At 62.5% G+C, this 25,515-nt stretch carries 27 protein-coding genes; 6 read left to right on the top strand and 21 right to left on the bottom strand.

Going from position 1 to position 25,515, the window contains the following annotated elements:
• Positions 1 to 179: 179 nt before the first annotated feature.
• Genes Q390_RS0102020 through Q390_RS0102035 form a run of 4 tightly spaced genes read right to left on the bottom strand, consistent with a single transcriptional unit; the run spans position 180 to position 2,624 of the window.
• Positions 180 to 737 carry a phage tail protein gene (locus Q390_RS0102020; RefSeq protein ID WP_027994575.1) on the bottom strand — a complete coding sequence of 186 codons (558 nt, stop codon included), beginning with the start codon at positions 735 to 737 and terminating at the stop codon, positions 180 to 182.
• A 17-nt stretch (positions 738 to 754) separates the two neighbouring features.
• Positions 755 to 1,255, bottom strand: coding sequence for a phage tail protein (locus Q390_RS0102025; protein ID WP_027994576.1), 501 nt, complete (start codon positions 1,253 to 1,255; stop codon positions 755 to 757).
• A gap of 15 nt (positions 1,256 to 1,270) precedes the next feature.
• Entirely contained in the window at positions 1,271 to 1,801 is a 531-nt protein-coding gene (locus Q390_RS0102030) for a phage tail protein (RefSeq protein ID WP_027994577.1), read from the bottom strand.
• A complete protein-coding gene (locus Q390_RS0102035; protein WP_027994578.1) occupies positions 1,794 to 2,624 on the bottom strand; it encodes a GNAT family N-acetyltransferase in 831 nt (276 codons plus the stop codon). Before Q390_RS0102035 ends, Q390_RS0102030 begins: the two co-directional genes overlap by 8 nt.
• A gap of 232 nt (positions 2,625 to 2,856) precedes the next feature.
• On the opposite strand from Q390_RS0102035, the gene uvrA reads away from it, so the two are divergent.
• Positions 2,857 to 5,898, top strand: a complete 3,042-nt coding sequence (gene uvrA / locus Q390_RS0102040) for an excinuclease ABC subunit UvrA (RefSeq protein ID WP_027994579.1) — start codon at positions 2,857 to 2,859, stop codon at positions 5,896 to 5,898.
• A gap of 132 nt (positions 5,899 to 6,030) precedes the next feature.
• Here uvrA and Q390_RS0102045 read toward each other — a convergent pair whose 3' ends face one another.
• The 4 genes from Q390_RS0102045 to Q390_RS0102055 all read right to left on the bottom strand — a co-directional run bounded on the left by Q390_RS0102045 (position 6,031) and on the right by Q390_RS0102055 (position 9,012).
• Entirely contained in the window at positions 6,031 to 6,489 is a 459-nt protein-coding gene (locus Q390_RS0102045; protein ID WP_027994580.1) for a DUF2220 domain-containing protein, read from the bottom strand.
• A complete protein-coding gene (locus tag Q390_RS20680) occupies positions 6,372 to 6,629 on the bottom strand; it encodes a DUF3322 domain-containing protein (RefSeq protein WP_084153733.1) in 258 nt (85 codons plus the stop codon). The genes Q390_RS0102045 and Q390_RS20680 overlap by 118 nt, the downstream gene beginning before the upstream one ends.
• 111 nt (positions 6,630 to 6,740) lie before the next feature.
• Positions 6,741 to 6,947 carry a hypothetical protein gene (locus Q390_RS19815; protein WP_156949806.1) on the bottom strand — a complete coding sequence of 69 codons (207 nt, stop codon included), beginning with the start codon at positions 6,945 to 6,947 and terminating at the stop codon, positions 6,741 to 6,743.
• Positions 6,948 to 7,050: 103 nt separating this feature from the next.
• On the bottom strand, positions 7,051 to 9,012 hold the full coding sequence (locus Q390_RS0102055) for a methyl-accepting chemotaxis protein (protein WP_027994581.1): 1,962 nt from the start codon (positions 9,010 to 9,012) through the stop codon (positions 7,051 to 7,053).
• A 228-nt stretch (positions 9,013 to 9,240) separates the two neighbouring features.
• Between Q390_RS0102055 and Q390_RS0102060 the strand changes: the two genes are divergently transcribed.
• Positions 9,241 to 9,681, top strand: coding sequence for an acyl-CoA thioesterase (locus tag Q390_RS0102060; RefSeq protein WP_027994582.1), 441 nt, complete (start codon positions 9,241 to 9,243; stop codon positions 9,679 to 9,681).
• A 136-nt stretch (positions 9,682 to 9,817) separates the two neighbouring features.
• Here Q390_RS0102060 and pyrF read toward each other — a convergent pair whose 3' ends face one another.
• The 4 genes from pyrF to Q390_RS0102080 all read right to left on the bottom strand — a co-directional run bounded on the left by pyrF (position 9,818) and on the right by Q390_RS0102080 (position 13,145).
• Complete coding sequence (gene pyrF, locus Q390_RS0102065) at positions 9,818 to 10,645, bottom strand: orotidine-5'-phosphate decarboxylase (protein ID WP_027994583.1); 828 nt, start codon at positions 10,643 to 10,645, stop codon at positions 9,818 to 9,820.
• 35 nt (positions 10,646 to 10,680) lie between these two features.
• Positions 10,681 to 11,271, bottom strand: coding sequence for a methionine biosynthesis protein MetW (gene metW, locus Q390_RS0102070; protein WP_027994584.1), 591 nt, complete (start codon positions 11,269 to 11,271; stop codon positions 10,681 to 10,683).
• Positions 11,268 to 12,446, bottom strand: a complete 1,179-nt coding sequence (gene metX / locus Q390_RS0102075; protein ID WP_027994585.1) for a homoserine O-succinyltransferase MetX — start codon at positions 12,444 to 12,446, stop codon at positions 11,268 to 11,270. Before metX ends, metW begins: the two co-directional genes overlap by 4 nt.
• A 135-nt stretch (positions 12,447 to 12,581) precedes the next feature.
• On the bottom strand, positions 12,582 to 13,145 hold the full coding sequence (locus Q390_RS0102080; RefSeq protein WP_027994586.1) for a TMEM165/GDT1 family protein: 564 nt from the start codon (positions 13,143 to 13,145) through the stop codon (positions 12,582 to 12,584).
• Positions 13,146 to 13,605: 460 nt separating this feature from the next.
• On the opposite strand from Q390_RS0102080, the gene Q390_RS0102085 reads away from it, so the two are divergent.
• Together Q390_RS0102085 and Q390_RS0102090 are read left to right on the top strand one after the other, a co-directional pair.
• A complete protein-coding gene (locus Q390_RS0102085; protein WP_027994587.1) occupies positions 13,606 to 14,013 on the top strand; it encodes an RNA recognition motif domain-containing protein in 408 nt (135 codons plus the stop codon).
• A 418-nt stretch (positions 14,014 to 14,431) separates the two neighbouring features.
• Positions 14,432 to 14,983, top strand: coding sequence for an RNA recognition motif domain-containing protein (locus Q390_RS0102090; protein ID WP_027994588.1), 552 nt, complete (start codon positions 14,432 to 14,434; stop codon positions 14,981 to 14,983).
• A gap of 154 nt (positions 14,984 to 15,137) precedes the next feature.
• On the opposite strand, the gene lptC is transcribed toward Q390_RS0102090, so the two are convergent.
• Genes lptC through Q390_RS0102105 form a run of 3 tightly spaced genes read right to left on the bottom strand, consistent with a single transcriptional unit; the run spans position 15,138 to position 17,303 of the window.
• On the bottom strand, positions 15,138 to 15,749 hold the full coding sequence (gene lptC, locus Q390_RS0102095) for an LPS export ABC transporter periplasmic protein LptC (protein WP_027994589.1): 612 nt from the start codon (positions 15,747 to 15,749) through the stop codon (positions 15,138 to 15,140).
• A complete protein-coding gene (locus tag Q390_RS0102100) occupies positions 15,746 to 16,291 on the bottom strand; it encodes a KdsC family phosphatase (RefSeq protein ID WP_027994590.1) in 546 nt (181 codons plus the stop codon). Before Q390_RS0102100 ends, lptC begins: the two co-directional genes overlap by 4 nt.
• A gap of 10 nt (positions 16,292 to 16,301) precedes the next feature.
• On the bottom strand, positions 16,302 to 17,303 hold the full coding sequence (locus Q390_RS0102105; protein WP_027994591.1) for a KpsF/GutQ family sugar-phosphate isomerase: 1,002 nt from the start codon (positions 17,301 to 17,303) through the stop codon (positions 16,302 to 16,304).
• A 47-nt stretch (positions 17,304 to 17,350) separates the two neighbouring features.
• Between Q390_RS0102105 and Q390_RS0102110 the strand changes: the two genes are divergently transcribed.
• Positions 17,351 to 19,336, top strand: a complete 1,986-nt coding sequence (locus Q390_RS0102110) for a monovalent cation:proton antiporter family protein (protein ID WP_027994592.1) — start codon at positions 17,351 to 17,353, stop codon at positions 19,334 to 19,336.
• A gap of 61 nt (positions 19,337 to 19,397) precedes the next feature.
• Positions 19,398 to 19,952 (top strand): adenine phosphoribosyltransferase, encoded by a 555-nt coding sequence (locus tag Q390_RS0102115; RefSeq protein WP_027994593.1) that lies wholly within the window; start codon positions 19,398 to 19,400, stop codon positions 19,950 to 19,952.
• Between the two features lie 22 nt (positions 19,953 to 19,974).
• Here Q390_RS0102115 and Q390_RS0102120 read toward each other — a convergent pair whose 3' ends face one another.
• The 6 genes from Q390_RS0102120 to Q390_RS0102145 all read right to left on the bottom strand — a co-directional run bounded on the left by Q390_RS0102120 (position 19,975) and on the right by Q390_RS0102145 (position 25,462).
• Complete coding sequence (locus Q390_RS0102120; protein ID WP_027994594.1) at positions 19,975 to 20,802, bottom strand: hypothetical protein; 828 nt, start codon at positions 20,800 to 20,802, stop codon at positions 19,975 to 19,977.
• A gap of 109 nt (positions 20,803 to 20,911) precedes the next feature.
• Positions 20,912 to 21,403 carry a Crp/Fnr family transcriptional regulator gene (locus Q390_RS0102125; protein WP_027994595.1) on the bottom strand — a complete coding sequence of 164 codons (492 nt, stop codon included), beginning with the start codon at positions 21,401 to 21,403 and terminating at the stop codon, positions 20,912 to 20,914.
• Between the two features lie 81 nt (positions 21,404 to 21,484).
• Positions 21,485 to 22,894 (bottom strand): tRNA uridine-5-carboxymethylaminomethyl(34) synthesis GTPase MnmE, encoded by a 1,410-nt coding sequence (gene mnmE, locus Q390_RS0102130; protein ID WP_027994596.1) that lies wholly within the window; start codon positions 22,892 to 22,894, stop codon positions 21,485 to 21,487.
• Positions 22,895 to 23,010: 116 nt separating this feature from the next.
• Positions 23,011 to 24,702: a membrane protein insertase YidC gene (gene yidC, locus Q390_RS0102135; protein WP_027994597.1), complete on the bottom strand. Its 1,692-nt coding sequence runs from the start codon at positions 24,700 to 24,702 to the stop codon at positions 23,011 to 23,013.
• Complete coding sequence (gene yidD / locus Q390_RS0102140) at positions 24,699 to 24,992, bottom strand: membrane protein insertion efficiency factor YidD (protein ID WP_027994598.1); 294 nt, start codon at positions 24,990 to 24,992, stop codon at positions 24,699 to 24,701. The genes yidC and yidD overlap by 4 nt, the downstream gene beginning before the upstream one ends.
• Positions 24,989 to 25,462 (bottom strand): ribonuclease P protein component, encoded by a 474-nt coding sequence (locus tag Q390_RS0102145; RefSeq protein ID WP_027994599.1) that lies wholly within the window; start codon positions 25,460 to 25,462, stop codon positions 24,989 to 24,991. Before Q390_RS0102145 ends, yidD begins: the two co-directional genes overlap by 4 nt.
• Between the last annotated feature and the right edge of the window lie 53 nt (positions 25,463 to 25,515).

Below are 25,515 nucleotides of genomic sequence, written 5' to 3' on the forward strand. Positions count from 1 at the left end.
GCCAGAAAACCCAGAAACAGTGCAGCAGCCCAGCGGCGCATAAAGAAGCTCCAGCTTCTGTCTCGGTACGCCCAAGGCGTGGGAATAGTTGGTGACATGGTGGTTTTTCTTTTCAAAAACAATAGCTGCTAGCGCTTTCTGAATAAGGGCTAGCAGCAGATTTCATGCAGAAAATAGGCTCATGGCCGGACGGGGAATTCGCCGTTCAGGCAAATGCACAGGTTCAGCGCCAGATAGGGCTGCAGGTTGCTGTGCGGTTGGCCACCGCCCGGAAAAGGCGTCAACGCGGTGGGTGCCAGCGGGGTGTCCAGCGGAGCAGTCAGCGGCCCGGGCGCGTAGGTGGGTTGAGGCACCGTCCCAAAACCGGCGGGCTTGTTACCCACCGCCAGGAAATTGTCCGTGGGCGTATCTGCCGTGGCCTTGCCCACCAGCACCGCGATGGTGTGCCTATGCGGCGGCAGTTGCGCGGTCGTCAGGGTGACGGTGGCCGTGCCTGTCGCTTGGCCCACAGTGCGCGGCGTCAGACCGGGGCCACTGCCCTGGCCCATGGGCGCATGGCCCATCAGGTTGGGCAGCTTGAAGTTCTGGTTGGTCGTGCCGCCGTAGCGGTTGCCGATCACCGCGTACAGCGCTGGGTTCTGCTGCACCGTGATGCTCTGCCCGGTGCAAAAGGCCCAGTCCTGCGGGGCGTAGTCAAAGGCGAAGGCGCGGATTTCTCCGGTAAAGGGGTCTGCCATGATGTCTTCCTGAGGGGTTACTGGCGCGGGGGGAACAGGCCACTGATAGCGATGCACCAGTTCACGGCCAGCGAGGGCTGCATGTTCTGGTGCGGGGCACTGGCGCCGCTGGTGGATACGGCGGCGGTGTTGAGCGTGGTAGTGCCGGGCGCGGCGTAGGCGTTGGTGCCGGTGGGCAGGGTGGCCAGTGCGCCACCGGCGGGCGAGCTGGTGCTGGCGGCGGCGCTGGTGGCCAGCACCGTGTGGGTGTGCGGCGGCACCTGGGCGGCGTTGAGGGCGACGGTCTCTGAGCCCTCCTTGAGCCCCATGGCCATACCAGGGCCGTAGCACACGGGGGTGCGTCCGCGCAGGTCGGGCAGGTTGAATTTCTGGTTGAGCGTGCCGCCGTAGCGAGTGCCCAGCAGCGCGTACAGCGCCTGGTTTTGCTGCACATTCAACTCGCGCCCGTCGCAGGGCAACCAGCCATTGGGGATGCGACCAAAGGCAAAGGCACGGATTTCTCCGAGGAAGGGGTCCATGGCGTGTGCTCCTGTTTACGAAAAGTTGGGGTACATGCCCCACAGGCAGATGATGAAGCTGATGGGCATGGAGGGCATCACGTTGTTATGCGCCTGCGAGTAGCCCGGTGCGGGCTCCACGACATTGGAATCGAGCGAGGAACCCGAGGTAGCGGTGCCGGCGTAAAGCTTGAAGCCGCTGACGGTGCCAGGCACCATGCCCCCGAAGGGACTGTGGCTGGTGGCCGCACTGCCAACCGCAAAGGCGTGGCTGTGGGCAGGAAGGTTCGTTTCGGTCAGGGTGACAGCTTCCACCCCGGTCTGTTGGGCCAACGGGCGGTTGGTCAGCGCCGGGTTCTGGCCTTGGCCCATGCCGATGGCCAGGCGCCCGCGCAGGTCGGGCAGCTTGAAGTTGGTGCTCCCGTCACCGCCGTAGGTGGTGCCCAGCAGGCTGTAGAGCACCTCGTACTCGCTGATTTGCAGCGTGCGGCCATCGCACGGCGCCCAGTTCTCCGGGGCGTAGTCGCCCGCGAACATGCGGATTTCTCCGACATATGCGTCACTCATGGGGGGTGGTCTCCTCAGGGGGTGGTACCAGGCGGGTGAGAGTGGCCTGGTAGTGGATGGCCCCAGCCGCGCCGCCCATGACGGTGCCGAGGAACAACGGGAACCGGCCCAGCACAGGGTGGGCCAAGAGGTAGGTGGCATGTGCGGGGCAGCCAATGTCGGGCCCCGTGAAGTTGAGCGACAGGCTAAACGCAACCCGGCCCTGCCGGGCCGTGGCACGCTCCAGCCGCAGCGTGGCCAGCGGTGCGGTGCAACCGAGTTGGACGGGATCGTGCAGTTCGAAAGTGCTGCCCGCGCAGGCGGCGAAGGCATCCGACCCAGGCAGGCGCGGCGGCTGGGACGGGCGCTGCATATACAGGTACACGCCCCGGTCTTCGCGCACCTGTAGGCCCAGGCGCTCGTAGGCACCGAGGATGGGGTTGTTCTTTTCAACGTGCAGGCCCATGGGGATGCCGCAAGCGTCGGACTCTTCGGCCAGCGCACGCAGCAGGTGCCCACCCAGCCCCTGGCGCTGGTGCGCGGGCAGCAACGCGATGTCGATGATGCGAATTTCCGCCGGAATGCGATCCACATACAGACGCCCAGCGACTTCACCGCCGCGCAGCACGAGGCTGAATGTGGGGTTGGCATAGCCGCGTATGTATTGGGCGTGCTGCGCAGCGAATTGCTGGCAAACGAAGGCATCCCACTCGGGCCCGCTCCAGCCCAATTGCTGGCGCTCTGGCTCGCGCGTGGAAGCGAAGATAGCCAGCAATGCCTCCTCATCACCTGGTCGCAGGGGCCGCAGCGCAAGATCGGTGAATACGGGACAAGAAGCAGACATGGATGGTGGAGTGGATTGCTATTCGATGGGCCGTAACAACCAGCGCTTGCTGACTGGGTTTGCGCGGCCCAAAAAGGGCATACACGTAAATATATTAGTGGAATTGCAAGTTTTTGTGAACTATTAATTTGCACTATGTACAGCCTCCAGCACGCGTGGTAATTGCGCGGGATGTCGGTGCCGCGAAGCGCTGGCCTATCATGGTCAGTTCGACTTTTTCCGCGCTGCGCCGATGCCCGACACCCACCCCCCTCTTGACCCCCGCCCCGCCGAAGGCCGCCCACTGGCGCAGGCCCTGCGCGAGCAGCGCATCAGCATCCGTGGCGCACGCACGCACAACCTGAAGAACATCGACCTCGACATTCCGCGCAACCAGCTCGTCGTCATCACCGGGCTGTCGGGCTCGGGCAAGTCGAGTCTGGCGTTTGACACGCTGTACGCCGAAGGCCAGCGGCGCTATGTGGAGAGCCTGTCCACTTATGCGCGGCAGTTCTTGGGGCGACTGGACAAGCCCGATGTCGATTGGATCGAAGGCCTGTCACCGGCGATTGCCATCGAGCAAAAGGCCACCAGCCACAACCCGCGCTCGACCGTCGGCACGGTGACCGAGATCCACGACTACCTGCGCTTGCTGTATGCCCGCGCCGGCACGCCGTATTGCCCAGACCACCATCTGCCGCTGCAGTCGCAAACCGTCAGCCAGATGGTGGACACCGTGCTGGCCCTGCCCGAGGACACGCGCCTGATGGTTCTGGCCCCCGTGGCACGCGAGAAAAAAGGCGAGTTCACGGAACTGTTTACGCAGATGCAGGCGCGCGGCTATGTGCGCTTTCGGGTCGATGGTGCGGTGTATGCGCACGAAGACCTGCCGTCGCTGAAGAAAACCGAAAAGCACAACATCGATGTGGTGGTGGACCGCATCAAAGTCCGCACCGACGTACAGCAGCGCCTAGCCGAGAGCTTTGAAGCCGCCCTGCTGGTGGGCGGCCACGATGCCGGCGGGCGCGTGCTGGCCGTCGAGATGGACAGCGGCACCGAGCACCTGTTCAGCAGCCAATTTGCCTGTCCGCGGTGCAACTACGCCCTGCCGGCGCTGGAGCCGCGCCTGTTCTCGTTCAACTCGCCGCTGGGCGCCTGCCCGACCTGCGACGGCCTGGGCCAGAGCGATGTCTTCGATGCGGCGCGGGTGGTGGCCTTTCCGTCACTCAGTCTGGCTGCGGGCGCCATCAAAGGCTGGGACCGGCGCAACGCCTATTACTTCACGCTGCTGCAAAGCTTGGCGCAGCACTATGGTTTTGACATCGACGCGCCGTTTGAGGGGCTGCCAGAGCCGGTCAAAAACGCCGTGCTGCGCGGTTCAGGCGACGAAGCCATTGCCTTTAGCTACTTGGCCGACGGCGGCAAAGCGGTGGTCAAACAGCACCCGTTTGAAGGCATCTTGCCGAACATGGCGCGGCGCTACCGCGAGACCGATTCGACCGTGGTGCGCGACGATTTAGCGCGCCTGCGCAGCACCCAGCCTTGCCCCGATTGCCACGGCGCGCGCCTGCGCCGCGAAGCACGCCATGTATTTGTCGGCGAAGGCGCGCAAGCCAAAGCGATTTTTGACATCAGCCACGCCACGCTGAGCGAGGCGCACGCTTGGTTTGCCAGCCTGCAACTGCACGGTGCCAAAGCCGAGATTGCCGACAAAGTGGTGCGCGAAATCGCCACGCGCTTGCAGTTTTTGAACGACGTCGGCCTGAATTATTTGAGCTTGGACCGCAGCGCCGAAACGCTGTCCGGCGGCGAAGCCCAGCGCATCCGCTTGGCCTCGCAAATCGGCTCGGGCCTGACCGGGGTGATGTACGTGCTGGACGAACCCAGCATCGGCCTGCACCAGCGCGACAACGACCGCTTGATTGCCACGCTGCAACACCTGCGCGACATCGGCAACAGCGTCTTGGTGGTCGAGCACGACGAGGACATGATGCGCGCCGCCGACCACCTGATCGACATGGGGCCGGGCGCGGGCGTGCACGGCGGGCGGGTGATGGCGCAAGGCACCTACGATGAAGTGCGCGACAACCCAGCATCACCGACCGGCCAGTATTTGTCCGGTGCGCGCCGCATTGCCGTCCCCCAGCGGCGCACGCCGTGGCTGCCGGTATTGGCCGCACGAGCGCCCGTCAAAGCCGTTGGCAAATCGCGCTTTCCCGTCACCGAAGCCAGCCAAAAGCGCGCCGAACGCTTAGCCGAACACCATGCCCGCCAAGGCGATTTGCAAGCGCTGCGCGTCGTCGGCGCGACTGGGCACAACCTGCAAGATGTCAGCGTCGATTTTCCGGTGGGGCTGTTCACCTGCGTCACCGGCGTGTCGGGTTCCGGCAAAAGCACGCTGGTGAATGACACGCTGTACGCCGCCGTGGCGCGCCAGCTGTACCGCGCGCACGACGAGCCGGCCGAGCACGAAGAGATCGTCGGCATCGAGTATTTCGACAAAGTCATCAATGTTGACCAAAGCCCGATTGGCCGCACGCCGCGCAGCAACCCGGCCACCTACACCGGCCTGTTCACGCCGATCCGCGAGTTGATGGTCGAAGTCAACACCGCCAAAGAGCGCGGCTACGGCCCCGGGCGCTTCAGCTTCAACGTCGCCGGAGGGCGCTGCGAAGCCTGCCAGGGCGACGGCGTGGTGAAAGTGGAAATGCACTTTCTGCCCGACGTCTACGTGCCCTGCGACATCTGCCACGGCCAGCGCTACAACCGCGAAACGCTGGAAGTGCTGTGGAAGGGCAAGAACATCGCACAAATCCTCGATCTGACGGTGGAAGACGCAGCGGCCTTCTTCCAAGACGTGCCGACGATTGCCCGAAAATTGCAAACGCTGCTCGACGTCGGCCTGAGCTATATCCGCTTAGGCCAGAGCGCCACCACGCTGTCCGGCGGTGAAGCGCAGCGCGTGAAACTGGCGCAAGAACTGAGCAAACGCGACACCGGCCGCACGCTCTACATATTGGACGAGCCGACCACCGGCCTGCACTTTGCCGACATTGATTTGCTGCTCAAAGTGTTGCACCAGCTGCGCGACGCCGGCAACACCATCGTGGTGATTGAGCACAACCTCGACGTCATCAAAACTGCCGACTGGCTGATTGACATGGGCCCCGAAGGCGGCGCGGGCGGCGGCATGGTAGTGGCCACCGGCACACCGGAGCAAGTGGCAGCAAACCCGGCGAGTTACACCGGACGGTATTTGAGACAGTATTTGGCAAAAGAGAGCGCGATTTCGTAGGTTGGGTTGTACCCAACCCAACATCCCCAGCAAATAAAACCATAGCTGCTAGCGCACGCATCTAAATGGATTCAGGCAGATTTATATCTGAAACCGTTTAAATACGTGCGCTACCAGCTATCAAATTAATTTTTACCCTGCCCATGTGGCGAATGCAGTAGCCACCGCCTCCACCGGCAAAAACTTTTGCTCCAAGCGGCCTTTGTCCAGCGTGCGCAGGTGCTGCATCAGCGCGATTTCTGGCGGCTGCAGACCGTCTGGCGATGATTCGTTGGCCCGCACCGGCTCGGCCACGGCGCAATCGGCGTGGGCGTCGAAGGTGGCCCGATCCATCAGCAGCGCGTGCAACTGCGGCAGGTGGCGGCGGGCGGTAGCCAGCGTCGCCAAGCCCCACGTATCCACATCACCCCAATAAGCGACGTCGCACTGCTGCAACCACGGCGCGGCCAGCCACGACAGGTTCAGGCCACTGCCTAAAACGGCCATGGTGTCCGGCAGCGGCTGGGACAGACACAACTGCTGCAACTGGTGCAGGCTGCGTTCGTTTTCGACCAGCAAGATGCGCCGCGCCGGTAGCTGCGCGGTGCCCACTGCACGCGGCCCGGGCCGTCAGCGGTGACGGCTTTCCACGCTTGCAGGTGCTGGCGCAGCGCCGGGCCAGCATCACGAAAACTTTGGCTGCTGGGCGCGCCGATGTCCAGCAGCAACGGCCATGCGCCGGGGTTGGGCAACAGGTACGCCTCGCGCCAGTGGCTCGGCGAGTTGTTCGGGGGATCGCATCTATCTGAGGCTTATGCGGGGTCGGGTTCATGTTGGGTTGGGTACAACCCAACATCCAACGCTTAAAGGGCTAGCGGCTTTTTTGATGCTATCTGCTCCAATTTATCGCTGATGTCTTCCCAACTCAGGTTGGCCAGACTGGCTTGGCGGCCACGCCGGTGTACCAGCACGGCAGAGCGGGTGTGGTTGCGCAGCAGGCGCATCTCCTTATTGGGCGTGACATCGAGGTGAGCATCAACGGTGCCCGGCGCGAGGCCAGCAGCAGCCACGCCGGGTGCTGCTGGCGGGCGTGCAGGTATTTGTGGGTGCGTTGCTGGCTCAGGCTGGGCATGGCGTCGAACTCAGCTCATGAGCGCGATACGTTATGGGCTGTTATGCCTGCATACGCCAGGCGCTTAGCCCGCCACCGTCCAGCTTGAACACTGCCACCACGTCCACCAGGTCTTGGGCCCGGCCTTGCAGGCTGCCGGCGGCGGCGGCCATTTCTTCGACCAGAGAGGCGTTCTGCTGCGTCACCTGGTCCAAGTGCGTGACAGCTTCACCAACCTGGCCGACGCCCTGCGACTGCTCGCGGCTGGCGGAACTGATCTCACCCATGAGGTCAGTGACGCGGCGGATGGCGCTGACCACGTCGGTCATGGTGGTGCCGGCGCGGTCCACCAGCGCACTGCCTTGCTCGACGCGCTCGACACTGGCGTCAATCAGCTGCTTGATTTCGCGCGCGGCGGCGGCCGAACGGCCGGCCAGCGAGCGCACTTCCGAAGCCACCACGGCAAAGCCGCGCCCTTGTTCGCCGGCGCGCGCGGCTTCGACCGCAGCGTTGAGCGCCAAAATATTGGTTTGGAACGCGATGGAGTCGATGACGCTAATGATGTCGGCGATCTTGCTGGACGAGGCGTTGATGTCGCGCATGGTGTCCACCACCTGCGCCACCACTTGGCCGCCCTGCACCGCCACGGCACTGGCGTTCTCGGACAGCTGGTTGGCCTGGATGGCGCTGTCGGCGTTTTGCTTGACGGCGGCGCTGAGCTGCTCCATCGAGGCCGCGGTTTGCTCCAGCGAACTGGCCTGGCTCTCGGTGCGCGCTGACAGGTCAGTGTTGCCCTGGGCAATCTGCACGCTGGCCGCGGCCACGCCCTCGGCGCCGCTGCGCACGTTGCGCACCACTTGGGTCAGGTGCTCGCGCATATCTTGCAACCCGGCCAGCAACTGGCCGACTTCGTTGGTGCCATGCTTCAGCGGCGCGCCGGTCAGGTCGCCCCGCGCCACCGTGTGCGACAGCTCTACCGCTTGCGCCAGCGGTTGGGTGATGGAACGGACAAAAATCATCGCTGTTACCGAGGTCAGCAACAGCGTGGCCAGCAGCGCCAGCGCCACCCACAGCAACTCGCTTTGCAACTGGCTGACGCGGCCTTGCAAGGCCTGGTCGAGGCTGGTCATGGCCTGGCCGTTGAACGCATACAACGCATCAATGGTGCGCGTGAAGGCGTCGAAATATTCTTTCGGCGGCAGCTTGAACTCGGTCGCCGACATGATCTCGCGCTCGGCCAGTTGCAGCGTCTCGGCGATCTGGCCCTGCAGCGCTTGCTGCGGACTGGCCAGCGCACCGCGAAACGCCGCATTGTTCTTTTGCGCGTAATCGAAACTGCGAAACGCCTCGCCCTGCAACTCGGCCACGCGCTGCTGCAGCGACTGCATCACCCCTTTGCCCAAGGGCGGCAGTTCGCCCGCACTCAAAAATCCCACACCCTGGGCGCGCATGACGCCGAGTTTTTCTCCCAACATGGGCGCGTGTACCAACGACGCCATGATGAGGGCGTGGGTGTCGTCGTAGGGGTCGGTTTGCAGGCCATAGGCGCTGAGCAGGGCGCCGTTCAACTGCATGATGCTGGCGATCAGTTGCGTGTGCTGCGCAATGCTTTGCGGTGGCTGCAGTTGGCGTGCCGCCACCGATTGCTCCAGCGCGGCCCAAGTCTGGCGGGCCTGCGACCAGGTGGCCAACTGGGCAGAGGGGGTGGCCGGAACAGCCGCCAACTGGGCATCGACTTCTTGGATCGCCCGGCCCAGCGCATCACGCACCGGCGGGCGCGCGGCCGTGAGAGCAGCGTCGCCGCGCAACATGCCGACCGAAATGCCGCGGTGCACCTGCATCAGCTGCACCACTTTGTTCAACGCCAGCAGCGGCGCCGCGCCCTGCGCTTGCTGGCGCGCCTTGGCGACATCCCCCAGTGCACTGTTGACGTACAGCCAAGTCGGCAACAGGCTCATTAACAATCCGATAACGCCCAGGATGAGGAATTTTTGCAGCAGGCTGAGGCGATGAAGAGGGGACATGGGGCAGGAATGACAAAGAGGGACACGCAAGGTGCGAAAGCGCCAGCCGGTGGCTGAGCCCGTACTGCACGGCAGGCGCTCCGAGTAGCAGGGTATAAATCATGCCACTGTAAGGGGCCGGTCTCCCGTTAATCTTGATGAGCGTCAAGCCTGATATCCGCCATGACCCCTGTGCAGGTGCTCGTAATAATGCACCAGCACCCCTTGCCAACCTTTGTCTGCCCTGCCATGTCCTCCATCACTTTGCGCTTTCTTGCCCACCAAGCCGACTCGCTCTTGCACGGCAAGATCAACGGCGGCACCTTGTTGCGCTGGATGGACGAGGCCGGTTTTGCCTGCGCTTGCGCCTGGGCGCATGGCCCGTGTGTGACGGCCTTTGTCAGCAGCGCCACCTTTGCCCATGCGGTACACGCCGGCCAGTTGGTCGAGGTGCAAGCGCGCCTGGCCTACACCGGTACCACCAGCATGGCGCTGGCGATTGAAGTACACGCCAACGACCTGAGCAGCCAGCAGCAGCGCCTGGTGACGCACTGCGTGGCGGTGTATGTGGCGGTCGATGCCAACGCGCGCCCGACCCCGGTAGATACCTGGTGGCCGGAAACTCCCGGCGACGTGGCGCTGGCCCAGCGGGTAAAAAATCTCATCACCGCTGCCCGGGCCGCACAGTGATCGGTACCGACAAGCCGCACCGAGATCAAAAACAATAGCTTGAACCGCTTGCATTGATTGGTTTTCACAATTAAAACCATCGGAGATGCAAGACGGTACAGCGGATGTAGCTATCTTTTTAAATGAATCAACGCACTCAGAGCGGCCGTGCTGCTTGCAGCATGTCACGTGTTTTGAGCGCTTCGCGGCGTGCGGCGGCAGCGAAATCGGTGCCGTTGCTGGCGTACAAAATGGCGCGCGAGGAGTTGACGATGATCGGGCCGTCCGGGCGCCAGCCGGCTTTCACGGTGGCGGCGGCATCCCCCCCCTGCGCGCCGACCCCCGGAATGAGCAGCGGCACGGTAGGCGCCAAGGCGCGCACGCGCTCAATCTCCGCCGGATACGTCGCACCGACCACCAGCCCGAGCTGGCCATTTTTATTCCACGGCCCTTGCGCCAAGCGGGCGATGTGTTCGTACAGCAGCGGCTGGCCGTCCACGCTGGCCAGGCGCTGGTTCTGCAGATCGTCACCGCCGGGGTTGGAGGTGCGGCACAGCAAAAAAGCGCCCTTGCCGGGGTACTGCAGATACGGCTCGACCGAGTCAAACCCCATGAACGGCGACAGCGTGACGGCATCGGCGCCGTAGCGCTCGAAGGCTTCTTTGGCGTACTGCTCGGCCGTCGAGCCGATGTCGCCGCGCTTGGCGTCCAGAATCACCGGCACCTCGGGCGCGTTGGCGCGCAGGTGTTGCATCAGGCGCTCCAGTTGGTCTTCGGCGCCGTGCGCGGCAAAGTAGGCAATTTGCGGCTTGAAAGCGCACACCAGGTCGGCGGTAGCATCGACGATGGCGGCGCAGAAGTCGTAAATTTTGCGCGGATTGCCCTGCATCTGGGCAGGAAATCGCGTCGGCTCGGGGTCCAGCCCGACGCACAGCAGGGAGCTGTTGCGCGTGCTGGCGGTGTGCAGCATGTCAAGAAAGGTCATGCCGGCGATTTTAGAGGGACCGTGGAGCGGCTTTGTCAGGCGCCGCCGCGCTCGAAATGGAACACCGCCGTACCAGCGCGTGCATTGGGCAGAAAACGCACGGCGCGGCCATCCTGCAAACCAAAAGAATCCAGAATACGCAGCTGGTTTTTGTGCGCCAACACTTCAAAGTCTTTGTAGGTGCCGACGCGGATATTCGGCGTGTCGTACCACTGGTACGGCAGGCGCCGTGTCACCGGCATCCGGCCGCGCAGCACCGACAGGCGGTTGGGCCAATGGGCAAAGTTGGGAAAAGCGACGATGCCGGTGCGGCCAACCCGGGCCGTCTCGCGCAGCATCACTTCGGCGTTGCGCAGGTGCGGCAGCGTGTCGATCTGCAGCACCACGTCAAACGAGTCGTCCTCAAATAGCGCCAGCCCTTCGTCCAGATTGAGCTGCACCACGTTGACGCCACGGCGCACGCAGGCCAGCACATTGGCGTCGGAAATTTCCACGCCGTAGCCGCTGCAGGCCCGTTCGCGCTGCAGGTAGTCCAGCAAGGCACCATCGCCACAGCCCAGGTCGAGCACGCGCGCGCCTTCGGGCACCAGCGCAGCAATCGCTTGCATGGTGGTTTTTTCGGTCATGCCAGCTCCTGGGCAATGCTATTGAAATATGAGCTTATGACGCTGATGTAGCGGGCATCATCAAGCAAAAAGGCATCGTGTCCGTGCGGGGCGTCGATCTCGGCGTAGCTGACATCACGCTTATTGTCCAGCAGCGCCTTGACGATCTCGCGGCTGCGTTTCGGGCTGAAGCGCCAGTCGGTACTGAAGCTGACCAGCATGAATTTGGCCGTGGCCCGGGCCAGTGCCTGCGTCAGGTTGCCGCCATAGCGGCGCGCCGGGTCAAAGTAGTCCAGCGCGCGCGTGATCAGCAGATAGGTGTTGGCGTCAAAGTATTCACTGAACTTGTCGCCCTGGTAGCGCAGATAGCTCTCGATCTGGAATTCGGTTTCCTGCGTGCTGTAGAGATAGTCGCGCAGTTCTGGCGCAGCCGCTGCCACATCTGCGCCGGCACCTTGGAGCGGCGTCCGCGGTTTGAGGCTGCGGCCAAATTTCTCGTTCATCACGTCATCGCTCAAATACGTGATGTGGCCAATCATGCGGGCAATGCGCAGACCGCGCTTGGGCACCACGCCGTGCTGGTAGAAGTGGCCAGCATGAAAGTCCGGGTCGGTGACGATGGCGCGGCGGGCGACTTCGTTGAAGGCGATGTTCTCAGCCGTCAGGTTGGGCGCACTGGCGACGACAACGGCGTGGCGCACGCGATCCGGGTACTGCAGCGTCCACGACAGCGCCTGCATGCCGCCCAAGCTGCCCCCCAACACGGCGGCGAGTTGGGTGATGCCCAGCGCGTCGAGCAGCAGCGCCTGCGCATTGACCCAGTCTTCCACCGTAACGACAGGAAAGTCAGCGCCATAGACCTGGCCAGTGTCCGGGTGCTGGTGCATCGGCCCGGTGGAACCAAAACACGAGCCCAGATTGTTCACGCCAATGACGAAGAAACGATGGGTGTCGAGTGGCTTGCCCGGGCCAATCATGTTGTCCCACCAGCCTTCGCTTTTATCCTGGCCCGCATACACGCCGGCCACATGGTGCGAGGCGTTGAGCGCATGGCACACCAGCACAGCGTTGGAGCGGTCGGCATTCAGCGTGCCGTAGGTTTCAAAGGCCAGCGTGTAGTCGCGGATGGACGCGCCGCTTTGCAGCGCCAGCGGCTCAGGGAAATGCAGGAATTGGGGGGTGGCAATGAAAGACATAAAAAAACCCGGCAACGCTAAAAACGGGGCCGGGCGATTCTGTCAGGCGGTCTTTAGCAGGATTTATAAAGCGCCCGCAAGCTGTGGCAAATCGGCGCGTCGGTGACTATAGCAAAAGTGCGCAAACCCACACGTTCAGACCGAAACGGTCAGCGCCAATACGCCCAGCACCAGAAAAATCAGCGCCGATACCGCGTGCACCGTGCGCAACGGCACGCGCCGCGTGATGCGCTCGCCCAGCCAGACCACCGGCGCATTGGCCAGCATCATGCCCAGCGTGGTGCCCACGACCACCCACGCCCAAGCGCTGTATTGCGCCGCCAGCATGACGGTGGTGATTTGCGTCTTGTCGCCCATCTCGGCCAGAAAAAACGCCACCACCGTGGTGCCAAACACGCCCCAGCGCGGCGCCTGTCCCGCCTCTTCATCGTCCAGCTTGTCAGGGATCAGCATCCACAGCGCCATGGCAAGGAACGACACCCCCAGCACCCAGCGCAACACCTGGGGTCCGAGCCAAGTTGTCACCCAGGCGCCAGCGGCCCCGGCCAGCGCATGGTTCAGCACCGTAGCAACAAAAATGCCCAGAACAATTGGCCAGGGCTTGCGAAAACGCGCAGCCAGAACCAAGGCCAGCAGCTGGGTCTTGTCGCCCATTTCGGCGAGGGCAACAATAAACGTAGAGACGAGGAAGGCTTCCATGGGGCTTTTTTCTATCCGGCCGGACAGAGGTATGAACGCATTGACCGCACCCCGACGCCGGCCAGTGGACGGTGTGCGGTCAATGGTCTCGCCAGTCCAAAGACTGCAGTTGCCATGGAGCATGGGGCTCCAAGTGTGTTGACAGGCTGCCCCCTGCGCTGGCGCACGGGTCGGCTACTCCCCAAAGACGGCGCCATCATACCGGAGCAGGGTTTCCCCGAATACCAGCTGCAGCCCGGCCTTCCAGAGCTGACTTACGGATTCACTTTCCTGCAGGTAGTTGCAAAATAAATGTAAAACGGCTACTAAATTGACTCATAATGACCACGCTTTTCTACTTTTGTAGAGAAGCAGTTCAGTTAGCGGTGATTGGTCAGTTTCGCGTCTTTGAAGTCGTCACAGGTTTGTTGATTGCGTCGGACACTCCCATCGCGTTTTCATGTTTTTTCAGGAGTCCTTCATGGGCAACAAACTTTACGTGGGCAACCTGCCCTACACCTTCCGCGACAGCGACCTCGAGCAAACTTTCAGCCAGTACGGCTCGGTTTCCAGCGCCAAGGTCATGATGGAGCGCGATACCGGCCGCTCTAAGGGTTTCGGCTTTGTCGAAATGGGCAGCGATGCCGAAGCACAAGCCGCTATCCAAGGCGTGCATGGCCAAAACTTTGGCGGCCGTGACCTCGTGGTCAACGAAGCCCGTCCGATGGAGCCACGTGCTCCCCGCACCGGCGGCTACGGCGGCGGCGCTGGTGGTGGCGGTGGCGGCTACGGTGGTGGTGGCGGCGGCGGCGGTTACGGCGGCGGCGGTGGCGGCCGTAGCGGTGGCGGCGGTGGTGGTGGTTACGGCGGTGGCCGTAGCAGCTACTAAACCAGCTCCGTGCCTGCAGGCTTGACGTCTGCATTCACACAAAAAGGAACCTTCGGGTTCCTTTTTTTTTGCCTGCCACTCTGAATAACGCGGGCACTTTCCCGCTATCAACGCCCCTCTTTCGACACGCTTTTCTACACCAGTCACAGAAGGTGAAAGTCCTTGCTTTTTCCCCGGCCCAGAGGAAACATGCGGACTAGCAGCGTGATTTTGCCAAGGTGTTCTGCATCACTCGGCGCAGGTGTGTGCGGTGCAAATCAAGAGGGACAAAAGCACCATGCTGCCACCGTTCACGACCGCACTGATTTGCGGCCCACAGTCATGGAGAACATCGCTTGTATGGGCGATGGTCCTTTAGATGCACTGACTGCGCCAGTCGAACTCCATCGTTGAATCAAATATTTTGAGGAGTCCCTTCATGGGCAACAAACTGTATGTTGGCAACTTGCCCTATGGGGTGCGCGATCTGGATCTGCAACAGGCATTTGGTCAATTTGGCCAAGTCAACAGCGTCAAGGTGATGGTAGAGCACGATACCGGTCGATCCAAAGGCTTCGGTTTTGTCGAAATGGGCAGTGGTACCGAGGCACAAAATGCCATCCGGGGCATGAATGGCCAATCCATGGGTGGCCGCAACGTTGTCGTCAATGAAGCGCGGCCCATGGAAGCACGTCCACCACGCAGTGGAGCCGGCTTTGGTGGCGGCTACGGTGGTGCTAATGGTGGTGTCGGCTACGGCGCTGGACGCGGCGAAGGTGGCTATGGCGGCGGTCGCGGCAGCGAAGCCAGCCCAGGGGGTGGCTACAGCGGGGGTCGCAATGAAGGCGGTTTTCGCAGCCCCTACAGCAATGGCCAACGCGGCGGTGGCAGTCGCAGTCGCAGTGGTGGTGGTGGTGGTGGTGGTGGTGGTGGTGGTGGTGGTGGTGGTGGTGGTGGTGGTGGTGGCTACGATGGCGGCAACCGCTACTGAACGCCTGAAGCCTCTCCAAAAAAATTCCAGCCAGCCATTTTTGCTATATATTTAATAGCTATATACGCTTATATTGCAAAGGCTTGAAGGCATTTTCTTGTTTTTGAGCGCACCAGCAACGTGCCCTTACGGGGCAAAGTGCACATCGCTTTCGTCAACGCCCGGGCATCAGCATACCGCGCACCTTTCCGCGCAACTGCAGCACCTGTTCCAGGTTGTCATAAGCCATGGTATCGGCAGTGAACTGGTCACGCCCGCGTGTGATGACGACCGGCTGGTTGGAGCTGACCCGCTCGGTTTTCGGCCAGATATACAGGAATTCACTCCGAAACTCTAAACGCGGCAGCGCTCGCCCGCCGGCGGGCACCATGGCATCGCGCGTCACCACGGCGTTGCCAAACAGCTGCACTTCAGAGCCATCGGCATTGGTTAGCGCACGGTTGGCGGTGGCGTGGGTCAGGCGTCCGTTGGGGGCCAGCGAGCGCATCCGCGCCTGGTCAATGTCAAGCGTGTCCGTGTCCGGAAAATGGCGCGCCAGATCGCCCTGCACTTCACTTTGCAGGCGTCCGCTAGCATCAAAATTTTTGACTGAAAAATCAGTCATGAAATAGTCGGCTTCATGGCGGGGCGCAGCCACCACCGTGGGCGCCGCAGCTTGTGGGGCGTTGCGCACCAGCCACCATGTGCCCAGCGCCAACAGTCCCATCAGAATGACGGGCAGATACAGGGTCACCCCTTCCCAGCCCCGGCGCGCCAGGCTGGTCATGTGCAGTACGGCGCCAGCAGCGTGGCGTACTGGCCGCTGGCGACCAGCAGCAGATCACACAGCTGGCGTACGGCACCCTCGCCACCGCGTGCCGCAGTGATGTAGTGCGCCACGGCCAGCACCTCCTGCTGGGCGTTGGCCGGCGCGCAGGCCAGAGCACTGCGGCGCATCATGGGCAGGTCGGGCCAGTCATCGCCCATGGCAGCGGCCTGCGACCATTGCAAGCCCAGCGTGGTCAGAATTTGTTCGGCAGCGGGGCGCTTGTCTTCGGTACCGAACACCGCGTGCTCCACCCCCAGCGCACGCAGGCGCAAGCGCAACGGAGCCGAGTCGCGCCCGGTGATCACCGCCGGCGTGATGCCAGCCTTTTGCAGCAATTTGAGGCCATGGCCGTCCAACGTGTTGAAACGCTTGAGGGTTTCGCCGCTTTCACTGAAATAGATGCCGCCATCGGTCAGCACGCCATCGACATCAAAAAAGGCCACGCGCACCTCTTGCGCACGCAACAACAACTCAGGCTCAAATTGCAGAACTGGGATCATGGGGTGATTTTCAGATGACTTTGGCGCGCATCAGGTCGCCGATATGCACCATGCCGACCAGGTACGCATCGGCGTCGAGCACCAACACCCCGGTAATGCCGTGCGCTTCCATCAGGGCCGCAGCGTCAGCGGCCAACGCATCACAGGCAATGGTGCGCGGATGTGGATGCATGACCTGGACGGCGGTGACGCCGCGCAAATCGGCACCGGCTTCGATGCGGCGACGCAAATCACCATCGGTGAAGATGCCCAAAACCCGCTCCTGCGCATCTACCACGGCGGCAGCGCCCAGGCCTTTGGCACTCATTTCGCGCATCAACTCGCTGAAGCTGGCCTGTGCCAGTACGCGCGGCACTTGATCACCGGCCCGCATGATGTCGCTGACATGGGTGAGCAGCTTGCGCCCGAGCGCACCACCAGGGTGCGAACGGGCAAAATCCTCGGCCCGAAAGCCGCGTGCATCGAGCAAGGCGACGGCCAGTGCGTCGCCCAACGCCAGTTGCGCGGTGGTGCTGGCGGTGGGCGCCAGGTTGAGCGGGCAGGCTTCGCGCTCAACACTGCAGTCCAGTGCCACATCGGCGTGGCGTGCCAGCGTCGATTGCGCGTTTCCAGTAATGGCGATCAGCGGCGCCCCCAGGCGCTTGAGCACCGGCAGGATGGCGGTCAATTCGGCACTTTCGCCGCTGTTGGATATCGCCAGCACCACGTCTTGCGCCGTGACCATGCCCAGGTCGCCATGGCTGGCCTCAGCCGGGTGGACAAACATGGCCGGCGTACCGGTGGAGGCCAGCGTGGCCGCAATCTTGCGCCCGACATGGCCGCTTTTGCCCATGCCCATGACCACCACACGACCCGGTATCTGCAGTATTTTTTCTACCGCCTGGGCAAAGCGCGCGTCCAGACACTGGCCCAGTCTGAGCAGCGCAGCGGCTTCAATGGCAAAAGTTTCGCGCGCCAAGCGCAGGGCCTGGTCGGCGTCAAAAGGGGGCAAAACGCCGGCGGCAGGAGTCATGCGCTGATTCTATCGGCGCAGGCCCAGAGCTCCGCTAGCATTCAGGGATGTCCTCACTTGCCCTGACCCTGCTTTATCTGCTAGCTGCAGTGCTGGGTGTCGTTGTCTGCCGCAGCCTCAAACTCCCCCCCATGCTGGGCTATCTGGCTGCGGGCGTAATGATCGGACCCCACGCGCTGGCACTGGCACAAAACTCCGAAAGCGTACGCCACCTAGGCGAATTTGGCGTGGTCTTCCTGATGTTTGCCATTGGCCTGGAGTTCAGCCTCCCCAAATTGCGCGCCATGCGGCGCAATGTGTTTGGCCTGGGCTTGTTTCAGGTAGCCCTGACCATGGGCTTGGGCTTTGGCGGCACTTTGTTGCTCGCGGCATTTTTTGGTGGCGTCTGGGATGTGAGTTGGCAGACGGCGTTGGCGCTGTCAGGCACCCTGTCCATGAGCAGTACCGCCATTGTGGTCAAACTGATGGCCGAGCGGGCCGAGCTGGAAACCGATCATGGCCGGCGTATTTTGGGCATCTTGCTGTTCCAGGACTTGGCCGTGGTGCCGCTGCTGGTGCTGATTCCCGCATTGGGTTCATCGCCCGATCAGTTGCTGGCGGCGCTGGGCATGGCGCTGTTCAAAGCCGCAATCCTGGTGGCGGTACTGCTGACTGGCGGACAGGGCGTGATGCGCTGGTGGCTCACCTTGGTGGCGCGGCGCAAGAGCGAAGAGCTGTTCATGCTGAACCTGCTGCTGATCACACTAGGGCTGGCCTGGCTGACCGATCTGGCAGGTCTGAGCTTGGCACTGGGCGCCTTCATTGCCGGCGTGCTGGTGTCAGAAACCGAATATCGCCATCAGGTGGGTACCGATATCCGGCCCTTTCACGATGTGCTGCTGGGGCTGTTTTTCATCACCATCGGCATGATGCTGGACTGGCACATCCTGCTGGAGCAATGGGCACTGGTGCTGAGCCTGCTGCTGGTACCGCTGGTGCTCAAGACCGGCATCATTTTGCTGCTGGCACGGATGATGGGCGCCACCACCGGAGTAGCGATGCGCACCGGCCTGTATCTGGCGCAGGCCGGCGAATTTGGTTTTGTGCTGCTGTCGCTGACCCAGGACAACGGCTTGGTACGCCCAGCCCTGATGAATCCGATTTTGGCAGCGATGGTGCTGTCGATGCTGGCCACGCCGTTTTTGATCCTGTATAGCAACCAGATTGTGATGAAGCTGGTGGCCAGCGACTGGCTACACCAGTCGCTGCAGATGACCACCATTGCGCGCAAATCGATTGACAGCAGCAAGCATGTGATCATCTGCGGCTATGGCCGCTGCGGACAAAATTTGGCCCGTATGCTGGAGGCCGAAGGCATTCCGTACATGGCGCTCGACCTGGACCCCGACCGTGTGCGCCAAGCCGCTGCGGCGGGCGATTCCGTCGTCTACGGCGACGCCACGCGGCTGCAGGCGCTGGTGGCCGCCGGTCTGGTGCGGGCCAGCGCAGTGGCCTTGACCTACCGGGATGTTCCCGCCTCCCTCAAGGTGCTGGCCAATATCAGCTCCCACGCGCCCCATGTGCCGGTGGTGGTGCGCACCCAGGACGACACCTACCTCGACCGCCTGCAGGCTGCTGGCGCCACCGAAGTGGTGCCTGAAGCCATCGAGGGCTCATTGATGCTGGCGGGCCATGCGCTGGCACTGGTCGGCGTGCCGATGCGCCGCGTGATCCGGCTGCTGCAGGACCAGCGTGAAGCGCGCTACAAACTGCTGCGCGGGTATTTTCATGGTGCCGATGACGATACCGTCAACGAACGCGATCAGGCCCGCCTGTCCAGCGTCACGCTGCCCCCGGGGGCGCACACCCTGGGTCAGCCCCTGGGTGAGCTGGCCTTGCACGCCATGGGCGTGGAAGTGGTGAATCTGCGCCATGGCAATGGCCGCATGGCCACACCCAGCGACGACATGGTGCTGGCTGAGGGCGATACCTTGGTACTGTCGGGCTATCCCACCGCACTGGCAGTAGCGCAAGACAAGCTATTGCGGGGTTGAACGCAGACTGCCGCCGCTTGTCAGCGCCTGTTTACACTGGCGCTTTCCTCCGCACGCCGCCATGCAAAACCTCCGTATCAACGACTACCTTCGCCAGCACATCCGCACCGTACCCGACTGGCCCGTTCCGGGCGTGCAGTTTCGCGACATCACGCCGCTGCTGCAGAACCCCAAAGTGTTCCGGGTGCTGATCGATGCCTTTGTGCACCGCTACATGGACAGCGCATTGCGCCCGGACGTGGTCGCCGGGCTGGATGCACGCGGCTTCATTTTGGGCGCGGTGGTGGCCTACGAGCTCAATATCGGTTTTGTGCCGATCCGCAAGAAAGGCAAACTGCCCTTCACCACCGTAGCGGAAACTTACGAACTGGAATACGGCAGCGCCACCGTCGAGCTGCACGCCGACGCGGTCAAACCCGGCGACCGGGTGTTGCTGATTGACGACCTGATTGCCACCGGCGGCACCATGATGGCCGGACGCAAACTGCTGGAAAGGCTGGGCGCCACCGTCATGGAAGGCGCCGCCATTGTCGATCTACCCGAACTGGGGGGATCAGAGCGTCTGAAAGACAGTGGCTTGCCGCTGTTCACGCTGGTGGATTTCGCCGGCCATTAAGGGAATGCGACGCCCGTGCGCTTTACAACTCGCCGTACTGGGTATTGCTGAGACTTTGCGCCCGGCTGTCCTGTTCCGGCATCACCGTATCGGCGAAATCGCTGCTGGGCGCAGGACGACGCGGACCCGAGCGCTGCGGCACACCGGGCGTAGGAGCCGCCGGCGTGCGGGCGGCTGCAGCGGCGGCCAGGGCCTGTTTGAATGCAGCCACTTCATCCGCTTCGATGGGGTCAAAACGTGGCGCCACCAAACGCACCGGTGCGGCTGCTGCACTGGGGCGATCCAGGGGCGCAGGCATCGAAGGGCGCACCGCAACAGAACTGGGAGCAGGGCGTGCCACATCTGGCACGCGCGCGCCGGTCGCCGGGGAATGGTGCGCATGGGCAGCGGGCAAAGCGGTGACTTTTTGCGCAACACCGGCCCCCACCAACTCGTTGATGCGCCAGTACACGGCCGTGACAGCAATGTTGTAACGCGCTTTGGCTGTCTGGGCGATCAAGGTCTCGATCTCGCTCAAACGCACGGTCTCGCCACCAAATTCGCGCGCCAGATCCATCATCACCAAAAACTGCAGGCCGCGCGGATCCAGCGACAGCACCTTGAATTTATAACTAGCCGACAACACTCCCGCGCACACCATGGCATCGCGTACGACGATGTAGAGCAGTTCCCGCCGCTCCATGCGTTCGTTTTTGGTGGCTGCAGCCTGTTCGGGCACCGGGGACACGGGCGACGGCTTGTGGGTGCGACCCGGCTGGGAGACGGGCGCACCGGCATTCAATGGAGCTGAAGGCTGGGGCGACCGCCGCTTAACGGAGGGTTTGCGCATGAACCAGCTGAAAAATGACATGGCTTTCTTTCTGCGGACAACACAATGTAAATCCGAAAAGAGTGTACCGTGTGCTCCCCCCGCCGCCCCCTTCGACCACAGCGCCAACGCGTGCAGCCCACCGCAAGTGTCAGGTCGCCGCAACGCGGCGGCGACGATTGCTCAGCCGCCGGGCCAACACCGATCCGGCCGCCATCGCCAGTCCGAGGGCCAGCGCCGGCTGGCGATTACTCAACTCGGTAAAGCGCAACGTCGTCAAACCCCACAATTTGCTCGCTGCTGCCGCCTGCACCGAGGCACTGCGCGGGCGGTGCGAAAAAAACGCCCCTTCACCGACCACCGAACCACTGCCGACGATGGCCAGGCGCAAGCGCCCTTTGTCGTCTTCATAGTGGACGCTAAGGCTGCCACTTTCGATCAGATAGAGCGTGCGGTCACTGGCACCCCGGGTAAAAAGCACTTGCCCCGCCGCCAGCGGACACAACTGCAGATAAGGAAACAAGACACTCCATTGCGCGGGCGAGAACGGATCGCTCATGCGGTCTTCGGCACCGGCCTGGGCCAAGGTGCTGATCAGACCTTCAAGGGTTGCCTGGGTGGCGAAAGAGGGAACTGCATTCATAGGTGGCCAAAGCTAACGGGGTTGCGTGCGCCGCACAAGTACACCTTACTGCTACTTACAAAGCAGCGATACCAAGGCCGCCTATTTGCCGATGCAAAAACTGGAAAAAATCACGCCCAACAGGTCATCGGATGAAAATTCGCCGGTGATGGTGTTGAGGGCGTTTTGCGCCAGACGCAATTCTTCGGCCAGTAAATCCAGGGCCGGGCCAGCCCCATGCAACTGCCCGGCCGCCTCCATCAGGTGCGCATCCACCGCCTGCAGTGCCTGCACATGGCGGGCGCGGGCAATGAACACACCTTCGGGCGCTGACTGCCAGCCAGCCACTTGCAGCAGATTGCGGCGCAGGGCATCCAGTCCTTCGCCGGTACGCGCTGATAAACGCACGCTGCGGTCCACGGTGTCGTTTGCAGTTGGCTGCACAGTACGCTCCGCCGGCACGCAGTCGCTTTTATTCCAGACATCGATGATCGGTATTTTTTTTGAGATCTTTTCGGCCATAGCGCTTGCTATGCTTGCGTCAGCAGCTCTATATTCAATAGCATCCCAACGACTCAAGTCATGCAGAAACAGCACGGCATCGGCCCCGGTGATCTCATCCCAGGCGCGCGCAATGCCGATGCGCTCGACCTCGTCCTGGCTGTCGCGCAAGCCGGCAGTGTCGATCACATGCAGCGGCACTCCCTCGATCTGGATCGTCTGCTGCACCTTGTCGCGCGTGGTGCCGGCAATGGGGGTGACGATGGCCAGCTCGGCCCCGGCCAAAGCGTTGAGCAGCGAGCTTTTGCCGGCATTGGGCTGGCCAGCAATCACCACCTTGATGCCCTCGCGCAGCAGCGCGCCCTGTTGCGCCCGCTGCATCACCTGCGCCAGCGTTTGCTGCAAATGGGCTAACTGCCCGTGCGCGTCGGCCTTGCGCAAGAAATCGATTTCTTCTTCTGGAAAATCCAGTGTCGCCTCGACCAACATGCGCAAATGAATCAGCGCATCGCGCAACAGGTGAATCTGCCCAGAAAACTCCCCTGCCAGCGAGCGGCTGGCACTGCGCGCGGCGGCGGCGGTAGAAGCGTCGATCAAATCGGCAATCGCCTCGGCCTGGGCCAAGTCGATTTTGTCGTTGAGAAACGCCCGCTGGGTGAACTCGCCCGGCTCGGCGACGCGCAGGCCGGGCAGCACTTGCGCGCCGGCTTCTAAGCAGCGTGCCAACAGCAACTGCAACACCACCGGCCCGCCGTGGGCTTGCAGCTCCAGCACGTCTTCGCCGGTATAGGAATGCGGCGCCGGAAAGTGCAAGGCCAATCCTTGGTCAATCGGCTGGCCGTCGGCATCGCGAAACGGCAAATAAGTGGCTTCGCGCGGTTTCAGTGCGCGACCACACAGCAGCGCCACCAGCGGCCCCAGCGCCTTGCCAGAGATGCGCACAATGCCCACGCCGCCGCGCCCGGGCGCAGTGGCAATGGCGGCAATCGGATCGGAATGGCGGGACAGCATGGCTGGGTAGCTCCTTTATCAGTAGCTGCTAGCGCACGTAAATAGGGGCATTCAAATAGTTTTCTATCTGAATGCCCCTAGAAAACTGCGCTAGCAGCTCTTATTTCAATAGCGCTTTACTTAAACTTAGGCAGATTGAACTGCGGCGGCACGCCCATGCGGGTGTTGATGACCCACTGCTGCGCAATCGACAAGATGTTGTTGGTCAGCCAGTACATCACCAGACCGGCCGGGAAGAAGAAGAACATCACACTGAAAATCAGCGGCATGAACCACATCATTTTGGCCTGCATCGGGTCTGGCGGTGCGGGGTTCAGGGCCGTTTGCAGCAGCGAGCTGAGCGTCATCAGCACCGGCAGGATGAAGAACGGATCGGGCGAGGACAGGTCATGGATCCAGCCGATCCAGGGTGCGTTGCGCATTTCCACGCTCGACAGCAGCACCCAGTACAGCGCAATGAACACCGGAATCTGGATCACGATCGGGAAGCAACCGCCCATCGGGTTGACCTTCTCCTCACGGTAGATACGCATCATCTCCTGCTGCATGAGTTGGGGCTTGTCCTTGAGGCGCTCGCGCATCTCAGTGATCTTCGGATTGATGGCCTTCATCTTGGCCATGCTGGCGTAGGCCTTGGCGTTAAGCCAATAGAACAGGATTTTCAGCAGCAACACCAGACCCACAATGGCCCAGCCCCAGTTGCCCAGGAAGCTGTGGATTTTGTCGAGCAGCCAGTACAAAGGCTTGGCCAGAATGGTCAACCAGCCGTAGTCTTTGACCAGCTCCAAACCGGGCGTCAGCGACTCCAGGGTTTTTTCAATCTGCGGACCGGCGAACAGGCGTGCGTCCAACGTCTTGCTGGCACCGGGCGCCAAAGTGCCGACGGGCGTGATCATGCCGACCGAATACAGGTTGGCATCGACCTTGCGCATGAACAGGTCACGCTCGACGCCGTCGCCGAGCAACCAGGCCGAGGCAAAGTAGTGCTGCACCATGGCCACATAGCCATCGGTCGCAGACTTCTCGATATCAACCTTGCCTTCGCCAATTTTCTTGAATTCGACCTTCTGGTATTTCTTGTCGCTGGTGTAGACCGCCGGCCCGGTGAAGGTCGAGTAAATCGACGATTCGCCCGGTGGCTTGTTGCCGTCGCGCACCAATTGCAGGTACAGCTGCGGCGAGGCGCTGGCGCTGCCGGTGTTGATCACCTCATGCTGCACCGCCACCGCATAGGCGCCGCGCTGAATAGTCCAGGTCTTGACCAGCTTGACGCCGTCCATCTCGGGCGACTCAAAGCGCACGGTGAGGGTGTCTTCGCCGTCCTTGAATGCACGCGGCCCAGGCACCACGGTCATCACCGTCTTGTGATTGGGGAAGTTGCCGCCAATCAGGCCGGTCTGCGCCACATAAAAACGCTGGGCGCTCTCATCAAACAGTACAAAGTTCTGCGACTTGTCGGCCATGTCAGCGTATTTGAGCAGTTCGGCATGCGTCAGCGAGCCGCCTTCGCTGTCAAATGTCAGGCGCAGCACGTCGGTCGTCACCACCACCTGCTCGCGCGCCACGGGTGCGCGCTCGCCTTGTTGCGTGGGCACAGCAGAGGTCGAGGCCGAAGCCACAGGCGCTGGCACAGAAGCCGCACCCACGGGCTGCGCCGTGGCAGCCGGCGGTGCTGTTGTTGCCGTCGCCGTCGCGGGAGAAGGGAAGAAGGTGGCTTGCTTACCGTTGTGCACCTGCCATTTGTCCCATAACAGGACCATGGCAAAGCCAAATATCACCCACAAAATAGTGCGGCGGATGTCGTTCATGGAGACTTCTTTGGTGAGGAGGAGGGAGCGGCTGGATGCAAAAGCCGTGAAAACAGACGGGACGCGCGCGGTGCTTCGGCCGGCACCGGATCATGACCACCCGAGCACCAGGGCTGGCAACGCGCCAAGCGCGCCAGTGTCAGCCAAGTGCCAGCGCCAGCGCCATGCTGCTCCAGCGCCTGAATGGAGTAGACCGAGCAGGTGGGCTCAAAACGGCACGCCGAGCCCAGCCAGGGGCTGAGCAGCAAGCGGTAGCCCTTGACCAGGCCGATCAACCACCGGCGCATCATGACTGCGCACCCACTGGGGGTGCACTGCGCGGGGCTGCGCGGGCAAAAAGTTGCAGCAACTCGGCGCGCACCGCCTCTTTGAGGGCGTCCGAACTGGCGCTGACAAAGTGTTTACGGTCAAACGTGGCACGCAAACGCACCACATGGGCCGCAACCAGCAGTTGTGGCTCCAGCGCCGTCGCCACGCTGTAGATTTGCCGCTTGATGGCGTTGCGCGTCACCGCGCGGCGCGCCCAGCGCTTGGGTGCCATGGCGCCCAGCCACACCTCCGGCCCATGGAACAAAGGCTTGGCAGTGTGCGAGGCGATATCGGCCACTGGCAGTTCAGACTTTTTGGCACCAGACAACGACAAATGCGCTGCACTTTCGGCATCGAATGCCAAACGGTGCAACGCAAAATGGGCTGTACGGGCCACCGTTCCACCGGCCATCGTGGCCTGGAACTGCGCGCGGGTTTTTAGCCGCTGCATCAGGGCGCTCCTTCGGGAGTTTTCCGGTGCAAACCGGGGAGCGAGCCCAAGTC

This window comes from Simplicispira psychrophila DSM 11588 (assembly GCF_000688255.1).
GTDB classification, from domain to species: Bacteria; Pseudomonadota; Gammaproteobacteria; order Burkholderiales; family Burkholderiaceae_C; genus Simplicispira; species Simplicispira psychrophila.

Bases quoted from the DNA above. Each gene is read 5' to 3' on its own strand.
- Q390_RS0102100 (WP_027994590.1), bottom strand. From the start codon at position 16,291: ATGATCCCAGTTCTGCAATTTGAGCCTGAGTTGTTGTTGCGTGCGCAA.
- Q390_RS0102105 (WP_027994591.1), bottom strand. From the start codon at position 17,303: ATGACTCCTGCCGCCGGCGTTTTGCCCCCTTTTGACGCCGACCAGGCC.
- lptC (WP_027994589.1), bottom strand. From the start codon at position 15,749: ATGACCAGCCTGGCGCGCCGGGGCTGGGAAGGGGTGACCCTGTATCTG.
- yidD (WP_027994598.1), bottom strand. From the start codon at position 24,992: ATGATGCGCCGGTGGTTGATCGGCCTGGTCAAGGGCTACCGCTTGCTG.
- Q390_RS0102085 (WP_027994587.1), top strand. From the start codon at position 13,606: ATGGGCAACAAACTTTACGTGGGCAACCTGCCCTACACCTTCCGCGAC.
- Q390_RS0102035 (WP_027994578.1), bottom strand. From the start codon at position 2,624: ATGTCTGCTTCTTGTCCCGTATTCACCGATCTTGCGCTGCGGCCCCTG.
- Q390_RS0102025 (WP_027994576.1), bottom strand. From the start codon at position 1,255: ATGGACCCCTTCCTCGGAGAAATCCGTGCCTTTGCCTTTGGTCGCATC.
- Q390_RS0102055 (WP_027994581.1), bottom strand. From the start codon at position 9,012: ATGTCCCCTCTTCATCGCCTCAGCCTGCTGCAAAAATTCCTCATCCTG.
- uvrA (WP_027994579.1), top strand. From the start codon at position 2,857: ATGCCCGACACCCACCCCCCTCTTGACCCCCGCCCCGCCGAAGGCCGC.
- Q390_RS0102125 (WP_027994595.1), bottom strand. From the start codon at position 21,403: ATGAATGCAGTTCCCTCTTTCGCCACCCAGGCAACCCTTGAAGGTCTG.
- mnmE (WP_027994596.1), bottom strand. From the start codon at position 22,894: ATGCTGTCCCGCCATTCCGATCCGATTGCCGCCATTGCCACTGCGCCC.
- Q390_RS0102120 (WP_027994594.1), bottom strand. From the start codon at position 20,802: ATGTCATTTTTCAGCTGGTTCATGCGCAAACCCTCCGTTAAGCGGCGG.
- Q390_RS0102060 (WP_027994582.1), top strand. From the start codon at position 9,241: ATGTCCTCCATCACTTTGCGCTTTCTTGCCCACCAAGCCGACTCGCTC.
- metX (WP_027994585.1), bottom strand. From the start codon at position 12,446: ATGTCTTTCATTGCCACCCCCCAATTCCTGCATTTCCCTGAGCCGCTG.
- Q390_RS0102115 (WP_027994593.1), top strand. From the start codon at position 19,398: ATGCAAAACCTCCGTATCAACGACTACCTTCGCCAGCACATCCGCACC.
- yidC (WP_027994597.1), bottom strand. From the start codon at position 24,702: ATGAACGACATCCGCCGCACTATTTTGTGGGTGATATTTGGCTTTGCC.
- Q390_RS0102020 (WP_027994575.1), bottom strand. From the start codon at position 737: ATGGCAGACCCCTTTACCGGAGAAATCCGCGCCTTCGCCTTTGACTAC.
- Q390_RS0102145 (WP_027994599.1), bottom strand. From the start codon at position 25,462: ATGCAGCGGCTAAAAACCCGCGCGCAGTTCCAGGCCACGATGGCCGGT.
- metW (WP_027994584.1), bottom strand. From the start codon at position 11,271: ATGACCGAAAAAACCACCATGCAAGCGATTGCTGCGCTGGTGCCCGAA.
- Q390_RS0102030 (WP_027994577.1), bottom strand. From the start codon at position 1,801: ATGAGTGACGCATATGTCGGAGAAATCCGCATGTTCGCGGGCGACTAC.
- Q390_RS0102090 (WP_027994588.1), top strand. From the start codon at position 14,432: ATGGGCAACAAACTGTATGTTGGCAACTTGCCCTATGGGGTGCGCGAT.
- Q390_RS0102080 (WP_027994586.1), bottom strand. From the start codon at position 13,145: ATGGAAGCCTTCCTCGTCTCTACGTTTATTGTTGCCCTCGCCGAAATG.
- Q390_RS0102110 (WP_027994592.1), top strand. From the start codon at position 17,351: ATGTCCTCACTTGCCCTGACCCTGCTTTATCTGCTAGCTGCAGTGCTG.
- pyrF (WP_027994583.1), bottom strand. From the start codon at position 10,645: ATGACCTTTCTTGACATGCTGCACACCGCCAGCACGCGCAACAGCTCC.